This is a genomic window from Allomuricauda sp. ANG21 (assembly GCF_040705235.1).
Taxonomy (GTDB): domain Bacteria; phylum Bacteroidota; class Bacteroidia; order Flavobacteriales; family Flavobacteriaceae; genus Flagellimonas; species Flagellimonas marina.
This window is the reverse complement of record NZ_JBFCVT010000002.1, coordinates 829,143-845,978: the sequence shown is the minus strand read 5'-3', so window position 1 is coordinate 845,978 and position 16,836 is coordinate 829,143. Positions and strand designations below refer to the sequence as shown.

Below are 16,836 nucleotides of genomic sequence, written 5' to 3'. Positions count from 1 at the left end.
ATGAGGCTGTGCTTACGTAGTAAGACCAACCCAAACATATCAACAACTACGGACAAAAAGGAAGTTATGTTGTATTACATCGATCATTTGTTGTGAAACATCGGATTAACGATGGAAAACAATGCTCATTTTTAACATTTTATGGGAAATATGAAAACTTGTGGTTGTACCACAGTTACTTCAAAAAACAACCCCCAAGCCAAATGGCTTGGGGGTTGAATTAGGCACTGTTGGGGCAGTTTGAGTTAGTTTGGCTATGCCTCGCAACTAGTGCATTCTTTTTTCTGCTTGAATTTCTGTGCGGCATTCATGCTGTGCTGATAGTACAGTGATTTTAAGCCCAGTTTCCAAGCGGTCACATGAATTTTGTTGATTTCCTTGGTAGGCATATCTGGGTGAACAATGATGTTAACGGATTGACCTTGATCTATATGATTCTGTCTATTGGCGGCTTGGTACACAATGTCCAATTGGTCCAATTCCGAATACGTTTTGAACACAGCTTTTTCCTCATCGGTCAAGAAATCCAAATGTTGGACAGAGCCATCCATATCTCGAATACTTTTCCAGACTTCTGGCGTGTTCTGTCCTTTTTCCTCCAATAATTCCATCAAAAATGGATTTTTAATGGTGGTTTTGATCTTGGCAATATCCTTCACATAGCAATTGGACCAAATCGGTTCAATTCCTTGTGAAACCTGACCTAAAATAAAGGCCGATGAAGTGGTTGGGGCAATGGCGTTCAGGGTAGCGTTGCGCCTTCCGTAGCCTTTCAATACTTCGGGCTCACCATAACGTTCGGCCAATTCTGCTGAGGCTTTGTAGGAGCGCTCTTTGATGCCCTTGAATATTTCACTGTTCAAATTATAGGCTTCTTGGCTGTCAAATGCCAACCTTTTGGATTGCAATAGCGAATGCCATCCCAACACGCCCAAGCCCAAGGCACGATTTTCCTTGGCAAAATTGTAAGCACGCTCCATAAATAGGAAGGTTTGTCTATCATCCCGGTCGGAGGAATCGCGATACGCCTCCAATTTTTCCACAAACTCGGTAATCACGGCATCCAAGAAATAAACCATGGTCTCCACGGCATCGGTATTCTTCCACTTATCGTAATGCAGAACATTTATGCTGGACAACACACATACAAACGACCAATTGTCGTTGGAAGGCAACATAATTTCGGTACAAAGATTACTGGCGTGAATGCGGTGGTCTTTGTCCTTGTAGACATCCGCAGCTCCATTGTTGGCATTGTCAGAGAAGAACACATACGGATAGCCCATCTCTCCCCTACGCTGCAAGACTTTGGCCCAAACGGTTCTCTTGTCCACATCGCCGTCGATCATTTCCTGCATCCATTGATTGGTCACGGTAACACCATGGGTCAATTGCTGGATGGGGTTCCCTTCGGTACCGATTTCCAAAAACTCCATGATATCCTTATGATCAATGGGCAAATACGGTGAAAAGCGACCGCGACGTACTGAACCTTGACTCACCACATCTACCATGGACTCGAACAATTGCATAATATGAACCGCTCCGGAAGCCTGTCCGTTATTTTTTACAGCAGCTCCCCTATGCCTAATTTTCCCAAAATAGCCCGAAGTACCTCCACCCAATTTGGACATCATGCCCACTTCGGATTGGGTATAGAGAATATTCCCCATATCATCATCAATGTGGGAGCCGAAACAGCTAATGGGCAGTCCACGCCTTTTTCCGAAATTAGACCAAACCGGGGACGCCAAAGAGAAAAACCCTTCGGACATGTAGTTGTAAAACTTGTCCGAATACCCCGGTATCTGCAAAATTTGCTCGGCCCGGTCCGCAATCTCCCGAATCCGACCTTCTGGGGTAACACCATCGGTCAAATAGCCCGAAGCCAAAAACTGACGACTGTATTCGTTCAGCCATTCAAATCCCGTGCTTTCTTCTTTTTCTTTGAGTTGTGCCAAGGCACTCTTTCGTGCATTTACTAGTTCTTGGCTTTTGTTTTCTTGTTTTAGGTCTTCGATTTGGGGGGATTGGGCTTTGTTCTCCATAATTTAAAAAAGGTCGTCGCTGGTTATACTTTGTGTTCTTTTGCTATAGTTGATGGATCGTTTTACAAAAAAGTCGCCATGTTTGGTGCCGATGATCTCATCATCAAACCACTCGGTCTCTGCCAATAATTTTTGGTCAACCTCAAACACCTTTGCAATGCCAATGCTCTCCAAAGAATTGTTGAAACGATTCTTAATGAATTCATTTACAACTGTTTTGGGCAAGAAATCCAATTCGCCATCCTCAAAAATCCAATCCACAATCTTACTCTCGGCCTCAAATGCCTTCTCACATATTTCCTGAATCATTTCCTTGTACTCGTCGTCAAACCATTCTGGGTGTTCTTTTTTGATGATGTTGATGATATCAATTCCAAAATCACCATGGATTTGCTCTTCTTTTGAGGTAGCCTCCACCACATTGGAGATGCCTTTCAACACATTTTTGTGCTTGTTGAAGGCCATAATGATCAAAAACTGGGAGAAAAGAGAAACATGCTCAATGAACAGGGAAAACAGCAAAATGGACTCCGCATATTCCTTATTGTTCTCACTTTTGGCATTCTTAAGAGCGGTTTCCAAATACTGCACCCGTTTCATGATCACAGGTTTTTTCTTAAGGTTCTCAAATTCTTGGTTCAAACCCAAAATCTCAAGCAGATGTGAATAGGCATCATGGTGCCGCACTTCACTTTCAGCAAAAGTAGCACCCACAGAGCCAATTTCAGGTTTGGGCATACGGTGGTAGATATCGCCCCAGAAGGTTTTAACGGCAACCTCAATCTGGGAGATGGCCAGCATGGTATTTTTAATGGCACTTCGTTCAACTTCCGTCAGTCCAGATTTAAAATCCTGAATATCGCTGGTAAAATTGAACTCGGTGTGAATCCAATACGAATGACGGATAGCTGGCACATATTCATACAATTGGGGATACTCGTAGGGTTTCAGGTTGATGCGCTTCTCAAAAATATCGGTTTCCCGCATTTGGGCCCTTTTGTTCCTGTAAATAATGTAGGCTTTGGCCGCATCGTGGAACTCACTGTTCATCAACTCATTCTCAACCACATCCTGAACTTCCTCAACCGTGGGAACATAGTGTTCATCTTGTTCTTTTCGTTCCAACAATGCCTTTTCAACATTACTGGCTATGGTCTGGGCATCTTCCATTTGACCATGGTCTACAGCGGTCATGGCTTTTAAAATGGCATTGGTAATTTTGTGCAAATCGAAGGGCTGTGTACTAAAATCCCTTTTAGTAATATGAGAAATGTGCATGAGAAAAAGTGTTTGGATTTGTCCTAAATGAACTGATTGTAAAATTCATATTTTCTTTACTTTGATTTTACATTGCCTCTTTCGGGTTCTCAACAGTTTTATCAACATTGCGATTTTTGAGGCTGAAAAAGTCATGGGAACAAACGTAAAATCTAGGCTTGGAAAAAAATCTGACAAGTGTCAGATGGCCCAAACTTTTTTCCACAGGGTTATCAACAAACTGCGTTAAAGACAGGCAGAATAAGGAGTAAGGGAGATTGACCTCCAATTTGTTCGAAAAGAAAAAGCCCCGCTGAATATTCAACAGGGCTTTTCAGTACCTTGGGTGGGAATCGAACCCACACTCCCGAAAGAACTGGATTTTGAATCCAGCGCGTCTACCAGTTCCGCCACCAAGGCATAAGCAATTGTAGTGGCTTATTTTAATTGCGGATGCAAAGCTAAAAAATTATTTCATTTTCCACCAAAAAATACTTGCTTTATTCCTTTAGCAACCCGAATTAATTTTTAAATTTGCACCTCTTTATAAAAAAGTGCTTCAAAAAGCTAGTTAACAAGAGTTTGCAATGGCATATCAAGTTCCCGAGCCCAAAATTTTTGCTTGTACGCAGAGTGTTGATCTTGGCACAAAGATAGCGGCTTCTTATGGTGCTGATTTGGGAAAAATTCAGTTTTCCAGATATAGCGATGGGGAGTTTCAGCCTTCTTTCGAAGAATCCATACGGGGTGCACGTATTTTCATCATTGGGTCCACCAATCCAAGCTCGGAGAACCTTATGGAAATGTTGTTGATGCTAGATGCTGCCAAGCGAGCTTCTGCACGGCACATTACCGCGGTAATGCCTTATTTTGGATGGGCACGACAGGATAGAAAGGATAAACCCCGTGTTCCCATTGCCGCAAAATTAGTCGCCAAAATGCTGGAGACCGCCGGTGCCACACGAATCATCACCATGGACCTCCATGCAGATCAGATTCAAGGGTTCTTTGAAAAACCTGTGGACCACCTTTTTGCTTCAACCTTGTTCCTACCCTATTTAAAGGGATTGAAATTGGACAATCTTTGCATTGCTTCGCCGGACATGGGTGGTTCCAAAAGAGCCTATGCCTATTCCAAAGCGTTGGAGTGCGATGTAGTCATCTGTTATAAGCAACGGGCTAAAGCCAATGTTATTTCCCATATGGAACTCATTGGTGATGTGCAGGGCAAAAATGTGGTTTTAGTGGATGACATGGTGGATACCGCAGGCACCTTGACCAAAGCGGCCGACCTAATGATGGAAAGAGGTGCTGAAAGCGTTCGCGCGGTCACCACACACGGATTGTTGTCTGGAAAAGCTTATGAACGAATAGAAAAGTCAAAGTTGTCGGAATTGATTGTTACTGATTCAATTCCTATCGATGAGACCAAGAAAAAAATTAAGGTATTAAGTTGTGCCGACCTTTTTGCAGATGTTATGCACAGGGTACACCACAATACCTCAATATCATCAAAATTTTTAATGTAGCCTTCGACTGCGCTCAGGCTGACAAACTGAGCACTTCGAAAAGTAGTATTCAGAATAAATTAAATTATTAATATAGATTATGAAGTCAATTACTATCAAAGGATCCCAAAGAGAAAGCGTGGGCAAGGTATCTACCAAGGCCTTACGTAATGCTGGAAAGGTCCCTTGCGTGCTGTACGGAGGGGATAAGCCATTGCACTTTTCAGCTGATGAAATCTCGTTCAGAGATTTGGTCTACACCCCCAACGCACACACTGTTGTGATTGAGTTGGAAGGTGGTGAAAAGTTGAACGCCGTTTTACAGGACATTCAGTTTCACCCCGTAACTGATAAAATTCTTCACATCGATTTCTATCAATTGTTTGAAGACAAACCTGTTACCATGAACATTCCTGTTCGTTTGGAAGGAAATTCCCCAGGGGTACGAAACGGTGGTAGATTACTGTTTAGAAAACGAAAGCTTGCCATTAAAGCATTGCCTGATCTACTTCCTGATTTTATCACTGTGGATATCTCCAAACTAAGAATTGGTGGCACAATTGCCGTTGAAACTGTGTTGAATGATGATTACACCATTTTACATCCAGAAAGCACGGCCATTGTACAGGTGAAAGCTTCTAGAACTTCTATTGATGAAGAGCTTGAAGACGAAGATGAAGAAGGAACAGAAGAAGGTGCTGAAGCAGCTGCTGAAGGTGGAGCCGAAGGTGGTGAGGCCCCAGAAGCTGAAGCTACAGAATAGTTTTAGATTTATTTAAAAAGGCATCCCTGTTTTACCACGCTGTAAAATTTGGGATGCTTTTGTATTTTTAGACAAAATGGTTCTATAATGTTCCAATTCATTAAAAGCCTGTTTGGTGCCCAGAATCAGCTGTTGCAAGAAACTGATCCTATGAAAAAATTCCTAGTTGTTGGCCTCGGAAATATCGGAGCGGAATATGAAGAAACCCGACATAATATCGGTTTCAAAGTGTTGGATTTTTTGGCCGAAGAGGAAAACCTCACTTTTGAAAGTGCCAAATTGGGGGCTGTAGCTACTTTTAAACACAAAGGAAGAAGTGTCCTGTGCCTGAAACCCTCCACCTATATGAATTTAAGTGGAAAGGCCGTCAACTATTGGATGGAAAAGGAGAGCATTGCGTTAGACAATGTGCTCATCATTACCGATGACATTAATTTGCCGTTTGGAACCATCCGTTTGAAGACCAAGGGAAGCGACGGCGGCCATAATGGATTAAAGGATATTCAAAACACCTTACAAACAGCCCAATATCCCCGATTTAGATTTGGAATAGGAGCTGAATTCGGTAAGGGAAAGCAAGTGGATTACGTTTTGGGAAAATGGAATGAGGATGAAGCAGCTGCGCTTCCTGAACGATTAAAAAAATCCACAGCACTTATCCGTTCTTTTGTATTTGCCGGGGTAAAAAATACCATGAACCAGTTTAACGGCACTTAATTAAAATACCTTAAAGTCGAACACCCCAGAATTGGAGCTGTTCCCTTCAGCATCGGTGGTCAATACACTCCAATAATACACCGTATCAGAGGTCACGCTTACGGAGAACTCCATGGTTCCCGGACCCAAAGTACCCATTGAGGTTGTGGGTGGGTTGTCTTCTGAGAAAAATACCTCAAAGGTGGCTATGTCACCATCAACATCCGCACCCTGCCACTCCAATAGCACTTCGTTGGCCAAATCTTTTTGTACAGTAGACCCAGAAATTGGATTTACCAACTGTGCTGGAAAAGGCGCATAACTGGTTTCTGCCCCGGCGTTATAGAACAACCATGTTTCACTTACTGCGGTTTGGTCAGAATCGGAACTGATTGAAGTGACGGACCATGAAAAAGGGGTCCCTTTGGCAATGGACAGGTTTGCCGAGGTTGCTGCCGTGGAAATGGTCTGCGGCACATTTGTATCTAAATTCACCACGCTTAGTGTGTAGCTATCTGTATTGCTTGAAGCCAGCCACTGAAACGTAACCTGGCTCAACGTCTCGTTTACACTTACCCCTGTAGTACATTCCGAATTTTCCTCAGGAAAAACCAAATTGGCTCCTTCTGGTGCCGGTGGTGGGTCGTCATTGCCTCCACATGAAACCAATAAAACCCCAATGGACCATAGTAGTACTTTCCGAATCATCGCTTAATAAATTTAAACATTTCTGAAACTCCCATTTTTTCCACTCCTAAATAGTAGACTCCTTTGGACAAGAAAGACAAGTCCAATTCCAACGTATTTCCATTAACCGACCTATAATCTGTCTTAACCAAGCGGCCATTGGCTGAGAAAATTTGAATACGTATTTCGCCCTCAAATCCGTTCAAATAAATTTCTGTTGTTGCATCAACTGGGTTTGGTGAAAGAATGGGTCGTGAAGAATAGAAGAATGTTTTTTCCACCACCCCTTGGCAAGGAAGGTTGGAGTAGACTTTCAAGACATTTTTACCTTCGGCCAAAGGCAGCTGTATTTTAGAGTTTTGTGTTTGGGTCACCAGACCATTTAATTCCACATTATACAAATCAGCTCCGTTAAGCGAAAGCTCCACATTCTGTTCATCCATCATTGCTTCAACAGCCAATACATCCGGTTCCGTTATGGTGATGTCAAAACACGTTTCTTGGTAGGTAATGAGTCCATTGGTCCCCGTAATGCACAACGAATAATTACCAGCTCCTAGATTTTGAAATATGTGCTCATCAGTAAAGTCCATATTTACTGGCGATGCACCTCCATTTAAAACGGCGGTATAGGTTATTGAGGTATCCATTGGGGATACCGTTACCGAGCCATTATTGCTGATTCTGCAGGTTTCGCTCAATATTTCAATAGAGAAGTTGTCCGGGGGAAACCTGTACACGGCACATCCATTGGTATCCACCTCAATTCCTTTAGGGGTTCCCAAACATAGGTCGTCGCCGTCATCGAACACACCATCTTCATCTTCATCGGGCCTAAAGGCTCCTTCGGCACACACTTCCATGGAAAAGGCCACCAAAGCACCGCCATCACTTGGAGCAGTGTCGCTAATTTCCAAAATCCACTCCCCCAAGGTTGATTCACCCTCAAAAGAAGCCAACGAACCCAATGGACTAACGGTACCCATTATAGCGGGATTACCAGAACAGACAATGGGTGTACCATCATCATCAAAAATGGCATTGACGTTATTTAAGTCGCCACAGGTTCTTGAAATTAAAGCAACACGGGTTCCTGCTGGAGAAATTAAATTGATCACTAAGTCTTCCAAAAAGGTGTGGTTGATCTCAAGACTAACATTGATATCTGAAATGGGAAGGTCTTCAAAAAACTGTATTGAGGTGCTCACGGTTGGGGTACCTATGGATGAAATCTCCAACGGAAGTCCATTTCTTGGTTCAAAACTCTTACAATCCAATTGTGTTGTGGTAAAACTCAAGGGAGGTCCAAAAGTTCCGCTGCCACAATCGTTTGTTGGACGGACCCTCCAAAAATATTCGGTCTGCTCATCCAATCCGTTCACTTTATAAAATGTAAAAGGAACCGTAGCGGTGGAAACTATATCGGTAAAACCTACATCAGTAGCTACCTCTACATCATAACTTTGATACAATGGATTGGCCTCCCAACCCAACTGTGGGTTCAAAGTGACCCCTGTTTCCATATTTGTGGGCGAGGAAAGAACAACATCTGGAAAAGTTCCATCCTCAATGACAAGGGACAAGGTAATATTTTTGGTCACGGAGGTCGAAGTTGCTGTCACCTCAACATCATAAACACCCGCTGCAATAGCATTGGTATTGGAGATGGTCAAATCCACCGCCGTATCATCCGCACTGGCTTGAGTGGGGGAAAAAGATGTTGAAAGTCCCGCTGGAGCATTTGCAGAGAAGGTCGATATTTCACTAAACCCTCCAAATGTCTCATAGGTGAATGGAATAACAATGTCACTGGGTTGACATACCCTGAAAGTTACATCTTGAAAATTGAGGACCACCTCTGATTGTTGAATGGTAAAATCCGCTGCATTGATGGCAAAAAACACATTGTCGCTGGCTTTTACCATGATACGCGCCGTACTGCTCACATCTCCAGGAATCAGGACTTCCTCGGAGCCATCATTGAGGGTATCATCTGCCAGGCTGATGGGAAAGGTCTGTCCACCATCCAACGAAAGAAAAATGTCCACATTTTGAGCATTGATGGGCGAAGTATTTGTATTGGCCACATCCCAAGTGATTTCTTGAACCGACCCAGCTTCATAAATTTCATTGGAAGCCTGGGATGTAACCACAAAAGGGCCTGCTGCCTTTATAACCTGAACATCCAAAACGTCTGAAACCACCTGTCCCCCTCCTAAGGCATTATCACGGACCGTACAAGCAAAACTCAAGGTACGTTCAATATCGGAAACCGTTTCCCAAGCGTCATTTTCCGACGGGTTGACTTGTGATAAATTTCCCTGCACCACCTCAGACAACCTTGGAAAGTATCTTGCAGCATCAGTTGAAGGGGGCAATGATCTAAAATTGGCTCCACTGGGATTGTTGGGCCCAAAAGTACTTGTCGTTACCACCCCATCATTAATCTGCTCCCAAGTGTAGGTAAGCGCATCACCCACATCTGGGTCGGTTGCCACACCTTCCAACACAAAGGCAGTACCTTTTGGAATATTGAAATCACCTATCGGCGTAAGGACTGGTGGAGAATTGGTCTGGGCCGTGGTCTGGGCGCATGCTATAGATTGTAGATAAGAAGCTATTTGAAAGATGCTCACAAAGTGAAAATAATCATCTCCGTTAGGAGCCACATTATTTCCGGGCACAATCCCAGCATACCCCATAATGGTAGTTCCACTGGCCGGTTCAGCTTGTACTCCGGTTCCCTCTGACTCGTAAGACCATGTATGGTTGGCCCCAAATTGATGCCCTAATTCATGGGCTACATAATCCAAATCAAAAACATCGCCCTCTGGCTCAAAAGCGGCGGAGAAGGCACTTCCTTTTTGGTTATCGGAACAAACCGCCCCTATAAAACCGGCATTACCATTATTCTGTGCGGGATCTTCTACCCTATGAAACAGGTGCCCTACATCATAATTGGCCTCACCAATGGTAGATGTTAGTGTATTTTGTACTTGAGAGTTGAAACTACCTGTATACGGATCATTATCAGGATTGGTAAAGATGACTAGATCATTATTTGGAATCAACTCTAGCGTTACTCCTAAATCTGTTTCAAAAACCTCGTTGATTCGTGTCAGCGTGGCATTAATGGCAGCAAGTGCATCTGCAACCGTACCTCCATGATATTCTGTATACTCACCAGTAACAGAAACCGCAATCCGAAATGTTCTGAGTAGCTGATCATCCACTAAGGGCACAATGGTTTTGGAAGTGGCTCCATCTGATTTCATCTTATTCATAAACATAACCTCCGTCTTGCACAAAAAGCTATGCTTCAAAGAAGACCTTGACCCTTTTTTATACAATACATATGAATCATCGTCAGCTAGGGTTGGTTCCAAAAATGAAGTTTTTTGACTTTCCAAATCAATGACCATGGTCTCAATGCCTTTCTGGGAACTACTGAGTTTAATTTTGTATTTTCCATTCAGGCTTACCCCGGTAAAAGATTTTATTTCGGGATACTTTGCTGCCAAATCAGGATGAAGGACTGGAGTTTCCTTCACCCTAAACGGGATTACCTCTCCCTCCCCGTCTGGCAAGTAAATGATGTGTTTTCCATTTTTAGAAACGGGAAAATCCTGAAGCTTCTCCTTGAAACGACTTTTATCCAAAGTAAAAACAGCACTGGCCTTGCCCACATCCTTTAGGGAGGCACTCTTCATACTCGATTGTTTGGGTACGGATTTCCAATACGCTTGCTGCCCATAGGTACAAAAGCAGCTAAAAAGTATGGTTATTGAAAAAACAAGATGTAATTTAGCTTTCATACATATGTAGGGCGTCAGTCGAATTTCAAAAATAAGCCTTTTTTTATTTCTTGATTAGGTGGAAACAATCCAAGACATTTCTCTTTTTAAGCACATTACCGATCAAACTGTTATTACCATCGGCACTTTTGATGGTGTCCATTTGGGCCATCGCAAGATATTGGAACGCCTCATAAATAATGCCAAAAACACTGGATTAAAGTCCACCGTGCTCACTTTTTTCCCGCATCCGCGGATGGTTTTGCAGAAAGATACGGAGATAAAGCTCTTGAACACCATTGAAGAGAAAACACAGATCTTGGAGAGTTTGGGGTTGGATAATTTGATCATCCACCCTTTTACCAAGGCTTTTTCCCGACTTTCGGCAACCGAATTTGTGCGAGATGTTTTGGTGAACAGCCTAAAAGCTAAAAAAATTATTATTGGGTACGATCACAGGTTTGGGCGCAATCGCAATGCCAATATTCAAGATCTCATTGCGTTTGGCAATACTTTGGATTTTGAAGTTGAGGAGATTCCCGCCCAAGAAATCGATGATGTATCTGTGAGCTCCACTAAAATCAGGAACGCACTTTTAGAAGGTGATGTGGTCACGGCCAACAGCTACCTGAGCTATGCCTACATGCTTACCGGAACGGTAAAAAAAGGTAAAGGGTTGGGCAAGGAATTTGGTTTCCCCACGGCTAACCTTCATATTGCTGAATCCTATAAGCTCATCCCAAAAAATGGGTCTTACGTAGTTAAAAGTACCCTTAATGGCATCAAACATTATGGTATGATGAACATTGGTTTCAATCCAACCGTATCTGGCACCGAAAAAAGTATTGAGGTCAACTTTTTTGAGTTCGAAGGGGATCTCTATGACCAAAAAATTCAGGTTAAGATCTTGCACCGTATTCGTGATGAACACAAGTTCAGCTCCGTTGAAGAATTACGGGAACAGCTGAAAAAAGACAAAAACTTTTCGTTGGACTTAATCTCCAGATAGATGCTGAATCGGTTTCTTTTTAAGAGAATTGACAATGCCCAGCTCATTGTTTTCCGGATTTTCTATGGACTTTTGGTCAGTGCCGAATGTTACGGGGCCATTGCCACCGGATGGGTTCGAAGAACCCTCATTGAGCCACAGTTCACCTTTAACTTTATCGGATTTGAGTGGCTCCAGCCCCTGCCCGGAAATGGGATGTACATCTATTTTTTCATCATGGGTACCCTCGGTATTTTAATTACTTTGGGTTACAAATACCGGTTTAGTGCGCTCGCCTTTGCGTTTATGTGGACCGGGGTGTACTTGATGCAAAAAACATCTTATAACAATCATTACTATTTATTGATGCTTCTTGCTTTCATCATGGCCTTTTTGCCTGCTGGACGAGATGCTTCATTGGATGCCAAATTGAATCCGAAGCTACATTCGCACACCATGCCCAATTGGGTGCGGTGGACCATAATTTTACAATTGTTCATAGTCTACACCTATGCTTCGGTGGCTAAACTATATGGGGATTGGTTGGATTTTAGCATTATCGACATCTTGATGCGCTCCAAGGATGACTATCCACTTATTGGTGGGCTGCTTCAGCTAAAATGGGTGCACAAAATTGTGGCCATCTTTGGTATTTTATTTGATCTGCTCATTGTTCCTGCCCTACTCTGGAAACCGACTCGAAAAATTGCTTTTGCATTGTCCATATTCTTCCACTTGTTCAATAGCTACGTTTTCAGGATTGGTATTTTCCCCTATCTCTCTTTGGCCTTTATTGTTTTCTTTTTTGAACCGCAGACCATCCGGAATATCTTTCTTAGAACCAAAAACATTGTGGTGGACCAATTATTGACCATTCCAAAACATAGGAACATCATCATTGGAATTCTTGGGATTTATTTTGTGGTTCAATTGGTGCTTCCCCTTCGTCATTATGCATTTAAAGACGATGTACTATGGACCGAGGAAGGCCATAGACTTAGCTGGCGAATGATGCTCCGTAGTCGCTCCGGAACCATTCGCTATCGTGTGGTAAACAAAGACACCAAGAAGGTCAACTATATTGATCTAGATGACTATCTCACCAAAAAACAACGCAGAAGAGTGGCTTGTTATCCCGATTTTGCCTGGCAATTTGCCCAACATCTAAAAAAGGAATATGCCAAAAAGGGCGAGGATATCCAAGTCTTTGTCACAAATAAGGTAAAAGTGAACAGCGGCGAGTATCATGAGTTTATCGACCCAAAAGTGGACCTGGCCAGTGTTCCCTGGAAGCATTTTGCCCATAATGAGTGGATTTTGCCCCGACAACCAACCGATTCCACTAAAACGAGTGACTAAAAAGGATTGGCCCGTTGGCACAATTGTAAGGGCATGCCCCAGGGATCACGAAGCATCACAATATGACTTCCATCCTCCAACTTCACCTCCAACTCAAATGTGGCACCGCTTTCCACCAAACGCTTTTTATCGTTTTCGGCATTTTCAGACACAAAGGCTACATGAAAACTTAACGAGTTTTCCTTGGAAAAATCAGATACAGGAGCATCAGTCCGTTGGTAGAACTCTATCACTACACGTCCTGTGCCGTCTTCCAAAAAAGTCATAAAAGGTGGATTTTTATCAGCCACACGTGCCTTAAGGCCCAAGTGCGCCACATACCATTTCACAACCGAAGGTGCATCAGCCACATTCACTGCAAAGTGCTCAAAAATCATATTGGATTATTTAGTTAGACGGTACAAAGGTAATTGTTTACGTTGTAGTGTAAGATGGGTAAATTCCCTAAATTTGCCGCTCAAAATAAGGCCATGCTTCAATTACAGACTATTAGGGAGAATAAGGAACAGATCATCAGCGCGTTGAAAAAGCGCAATATCGATGCTGCACTCATGTTGTCAAAAGTTATCGAATTGGATGAAAAAAGACGTTCCATCCAAACCGAACTGGATAGCACTCTGGCCGAATCTAACAAACTTTCCAAAGAAATTGGAATGCTTTTCAAATCAGGAAAAGCACAGGAAGCCAACGCCTTAAAGGAAAAAACAGCAGGATTAAAAGAAACTTCCAAGCAATTGGGTGATGATCTAAACGCCACTGCTGAAGCTCTGCAGGAGGAACTATACCTCATTCCCAACATTCCCCACGACTCTGTACCTGCCGGAAGCAGTGATGCGGATAACGAAGAGATATTTCGGGAAGGCGATGTGCCCGCCTTAACCGAAAATGCGCTACCCCATTGGGAGCTTGCCAAGAAATATGACATTATCGATTTTGAGCTCGGCGTAAAGATTTCCGGTGCCGGTTTTCCCGTTTACAAAGGAAAGGGCGCTCGTCTGCAGCGTGCTTTGATTTCGTATTTTCTGGATAAAAATACGGAAGCTGGCTACACCGAAATGCAGGTCCCGCATTTGGTCAATGAAGCCTCAGGCTATGGAACAGGCCAGCTGCCCGATAAAGAAGGGCAGATGTACCATGTGCAGGCAGATGACCTCTATTTGATTCCCACTGCGGAAGTACCCGTGACCAATTTGCACCGTGACGATATTTTGGCGGAAGGTGATTTCCCCATAAAATATACTGGATATACACCCTGTTTTAGAAGAGAGGCAGGAAGCTACGGAGCCCATGTTCGCGGTTTGAACCGTTTGCACCAATTTGACAAAGTGGAGATTGTACGCTTGGAGCACCCTAGCAAATCCTACCAAGCTTTGGATGAGATGGTGGAGCACGTTAAAAATATCCTCCGGGAATTGAAGTTGCCCTATCGTATTCTTCGGCTTTGTGGCGGGGATCTAGGCTTCACCTCTGCCCTCACCTACGATTTCGAAGTGTTTTCAACGGCCCAAGACCGATGGTTGGAAATCAGTTCCGTTTCCAATTTTGAAACCTTCCAAGCCAACCGTTTAAAGCTTCGTTTTAAGGATGAAAATGGAAAAAGTCAGTTGGCGCACACTTTAAATGGAAGTGCTTTGGCACTGCCACGGGTTTTGGCGGGCATTCTGGAAAATTATCAAACGGAAAATGGTATCAAAATCCCCGAGGTTTTGGTTCCCTATTGCGGTTTTGATGTGATTGATTAAGGATTTCATCAATTTATTTGGATTCGCTTAACAGAATCCCCAGCTTTTCTGCGTTATATTTGAAATAAACTGTGCTATTGCGATACTTTTTATTTCTCATATCGTGCTTTTGCCTACTGACCTACGCCCATGCCCAAGAAGACTTTCTGGCCAAGCAGTACTTTAATGATGGGGATTACGAGAAAGCCGTGGTCTTTTACGCCAAATTGGTGGAACAAAATCCAAGGCGCACCGATTATTCCGAAGGACTGGTAGCGTGTTATCAACAATTGGAGCGTTATGAAGATGCCGAGGCATTCCTTTTAGAGAAGATTGATGACCCCTACGCATTCCCCACATTTTTTATCGAGTTGGGTTATAATTATACCCTTCAAAACCAATCGGATAGAGCAACGGAATACTATGACCAAGCCATCCTAAAAATTAATGAAAATCCCAATTATGGGTACAGTGTTGGATATCGCTTTCAAAAATATGCGCTCTTGGATTATGCCGTAAAAGCTTATTCTAACGCCATGGCCTTAAAACCAGAGTTGAACTACGATTTTCAGTTAGCTCGAATTTATGGAGAACAGGGCGATATTGAAAAAATGTACCAATCCTACCTGAACCTTATTTGGCAAGGACGTACCTCACGCTCCAACGTTCTCCGAAACATCGATGATTTTATTTCGGAAGACCCGGCAGACGCCAACAATGTCTTACTCCAAAAAGTGCTGCTCAAAAATGCGCAGCAAAACCCGGATATTCTTTGGAACGAATTGTTGAGCTGGCTCTTTGTGCAACAAAAACAGTACAACAGTGCCTTCAGCCAGGAGAAAGCCATTTTTAAACGTACTGAGGATAATTCCCTGGACCGACTTGAAAATTTGGGTCAGATTGCTTTGGAGGACAACGATCTTGAAAATGCAACTGTCATTTTTGAATACATCGTTGAAAATGCCCAAGAGCCCAGAACCAAATTGAATGCCGAGCTCAATCTTATCGACATTGTGTTGCTAAATCCAACAGAAAAAACATTGGATGAGGTAGAAAAAAAGTTTCAGGATTTGGAGGCGGAATACGGAAATGAAAGTAGAACGCTCCAACTCCAGATTGCCTATGCCAATTTCCTAACGTTTAAGCGGGAACGACCCGAACCTGCTATTGCTTTGCTCAAAGAAAGCTTGGAACTTCCCATGAACCGCATGGCCGTGGCGTATGTAAAATTGGCCCTAGGGGATATTTTGGTGTACAATCAGCAGTTCAATCAGGCGTTGATCAATTTCACCCAGGTGCAAAAAAGCCTAAAAAATGATGTTTTAGGTCAAAATGCACGATTCAAAGTGGCACAGACCAGTTTTTACAAAGGCGATTTTGATTGGGCGCTTACCCAATTGAAGGTGCTTCGAAGCTCCACATCCCAGCTCATCGCCAACGATGCCATGCAATTGAGCCTATTGATTTCGGACAACTCTTTGGAAGATTCCACCCAAACCGCATTAAAAAAGTACGCACGGGCTGACCTATTGGCCTATCAAAACAAAAACAAGGAGGCCATTGCCGTTTTGGAAGAGATTTTGCAAAACCACAAAGGCGAAAAAATTGAAGACGAAGCCCTGCTAAAACAAGCCGAACTTCTGGTACAACAAAAGGACTACGAAAGTGCCGAGTTCAACTATAAAAAAATCGTGGAATTCTATTCGGATGGAATTTTAGCTGATGATGCCCATTTTGCCTTGGGCGAACTGTACAGAAATATCCTCAACGAACCCGAAAAAGCAAAAAGTCAGTACGAAAAAATCATCTACAACTATCAGGACAGTTATTATTTTCCCCAAGCACGAAAGAATTTTAGAAGGCTTCGCGGTGATGCCATTAACTAAGAGCATTGTCATTCTCGTACGGGCAGGAATCCACTCATCCAACTAACAAATAGATTTCTCAATCGTGCCGTTAGGTATCGGCACTCATTTCAAAATGACTTGTTACAACTATTGAGTTGTCAAAAAATA

Annotated in this window: 12 protein-coding genes and 1 tRNA gene; 7 read left to right on the top strand and 6 right to left on the bottom strand. The window is 43.0% G+C overall.

The annotated features are described in order from the left end of the window. Positions 1–254: 254 nt before the first annotated feature. From AB1A65_RS06125 to AB1A65_RS06115, 3 genes are all read right to left on the bottom strand, one after another. Positions 255–2,048: a ribonucleoside-diphosphate reductase subunit alpha gene (locus AB1A65_RS06125; protein ID WP_366586765.1), complete on the bottom strand. Its 1,794-nt coding sequence runs from the start codon at positions 2,046–2,048 to the stop codon at positions 255–257. A gap of 3 nt (positions 2,049–2,051) precedes the next feature. Further along, the gene (locus AB1A65_RS06120; RefSeq protein ID WP_366586763.1) at positions 2,052–3,326 is read right to left on the bottom strand and encodes a ribonucleotide-diphosphate reductase subunit beta; all 1,275 of its coding nucleotides are present in this window, start codon (positions 3,324–3,326) and stop codon (positions 2,052–2,054) included. 317 nt (positions 3,327–3,643) lie between these two features. Next, positions 3,644–3,725: transfer RNA gene (locus AB1A65_RS06115), tRNA-Leu, on the bottom strand. 167 nt (positions 3,726–3,892) lie between these two features. On the opposite strand from AB1A65_RS06115, the gene AB1A65_RS06110 reads away from it, so the two are divergent. The 3 genes from AB1A65_RS06110 (at position 3,893) to pth (ending at position 6,293) form a co-directional block, all read left to right on the top strand. Continuing rightward, complete coding sequence (locus AB1A65_RS06110) at positions 3,893–4,834, top strand: ribose-phosphate pyrophosphokinase (protein WP_366586760.1); 942 nt, start codon at positions 3,893–3,895, stop codon at positions 4,832–4,834. 79 nt (positions 4,835–4,913) lie between these two features. Beyond that, the gene (locus AB1A65_RS06105; protein WP_366586758.1) at positions 4,914–5,576 is read left to right on the top strand and encodes a 50S ribosomal protein L25/general stress protein Ctc; all 663 of its coding nucleotides are present in this window, start codon (positions 4,914–4,916) and stop codon (positions 5,574–5,576) included. An 87-nt stretch (positions 5,577–5,663) separates the two neighbouring features. Beyond that, positions 5,664–6,293 (top strand): aminoacyl-tRNA hydrolase, encoded by a 630-nt coding sequence (gene pth / locus AB1A65_RS06100; protein WP_366586756.1) that lies wholly within the window; start codon positions 5,664–5,666, stop codon positions 6,291–6,293. On the opposite strand, the gene AB1A65_RS06095 is transcribed toward pth, so the two are convergent. Both AB1A65_RS06095 and AB1A65_RS06090 read right to left on the bottom strand, forming a co-directional pair. Next, positions 6,294–6,980, bottom strand: a complete 687-nt coding sequence (locus tag AB1A65_RS06095) for a hypothetical protein (protein WP_366586754.1) — start codon at positions 6,978–6,980, stop codon at positions 6,294–6,296. It abuts the gene before it with no gap. After that, positions 6,977–10,669 (bottom strand): reprolysin-like metallopeptidase, encoded by a 3,693-nt coding sequence (locus AB1A65_RS06090; protein WP_366586751.1) that lies wholly within the window; start codon positions 10,667–10,669, stop codon positions 6,977–6,979. Before AB1A65_RS06090 ends, AB1A65_RS06095 begins: the two co-directional genes overlap by 4 nt. Positions 10,670–10,832: 163 nt before the next feature. Between AB1A65_RS06090 and AB1A65_RS06085 the strand changes: the two genes are divergently transcribed. Both AB1A65_RS06085 and AB1A65_RS06080 read left to right on the top strand, forming a co-directional pair. Further along, positions 10,833–11,762 carry a bifunctional riboflavin kinase/FAD synthetase gene (locus tag AB1A65_RS06085; protein WP_366586749.1) on the top strand — a complete coding sequence of 310 codons (930 nt, stop codon included), beginning with the start codon at positions 10,833–10,835 and terminating at the stop codon, positions 11,760–11,762. Next, positions 11,763–13,100 (top strand): HTTM domain-containing protein, encoded by a 1,338-nt coding sequence (locus tag AB1A65_RS06080; RefSeq protein WP_366586748.1) that lies wholly within the window; start codon positions 11,763–11,765, stop codon positions 13,098–13,100. Here AB1A65_RS06080 and AB1A65_RS06075 read toward each other — a convergent pair. Then, on the bottom strand, positions 13,097–13,477 hold the full coding sequence (locus AB1A65_RS06075; protein ID WP_366586746.1) for a VOC family protein: 381 nt from the start codon (positions 13,475–13,477) through the stop codon (positions 13,097–13,099). The genes AB1A65_RS06080 and AB1A65_RS06075 overlap by 4 nt on opposite strands. 93 nt (positions 13,478–13,570) lie before the next feature. On the opposite strand from AB1A65_RS06075, the gene serS reads away from it, so the two are divergent. Together serS and AB1A65_RS06065 are read left to right on the top strand one after the other, a co-directional pair. After that, positions 13,571–14,842 (top strand): serine--tRNA ligase, encoded by a 1,272-nt coding sequence (serS, locus tag AB1A65_RS06070; protein ID WP_366586744.1) that lies wholly within the window; start codon positions 13,571–13,573, stop codon positions 14,840–14,842. Between the two features lie 77 nt (positions 14,843–14,919). Further along, positions 14,920–16,707: a tetratricopeptide repeat protein gene (locus tag AB1A65_RS06065; RefSeq protein ID WP_366586741.1), complete on the top strand. Its 1,788-nt coding sequence runs from the start codon at positions 14,920–14,922 to the stop codon at positions 16,705–16,707. The last annotated feature ends 129 nt before the right edge of the window (positions 16,708–16,836 follow it).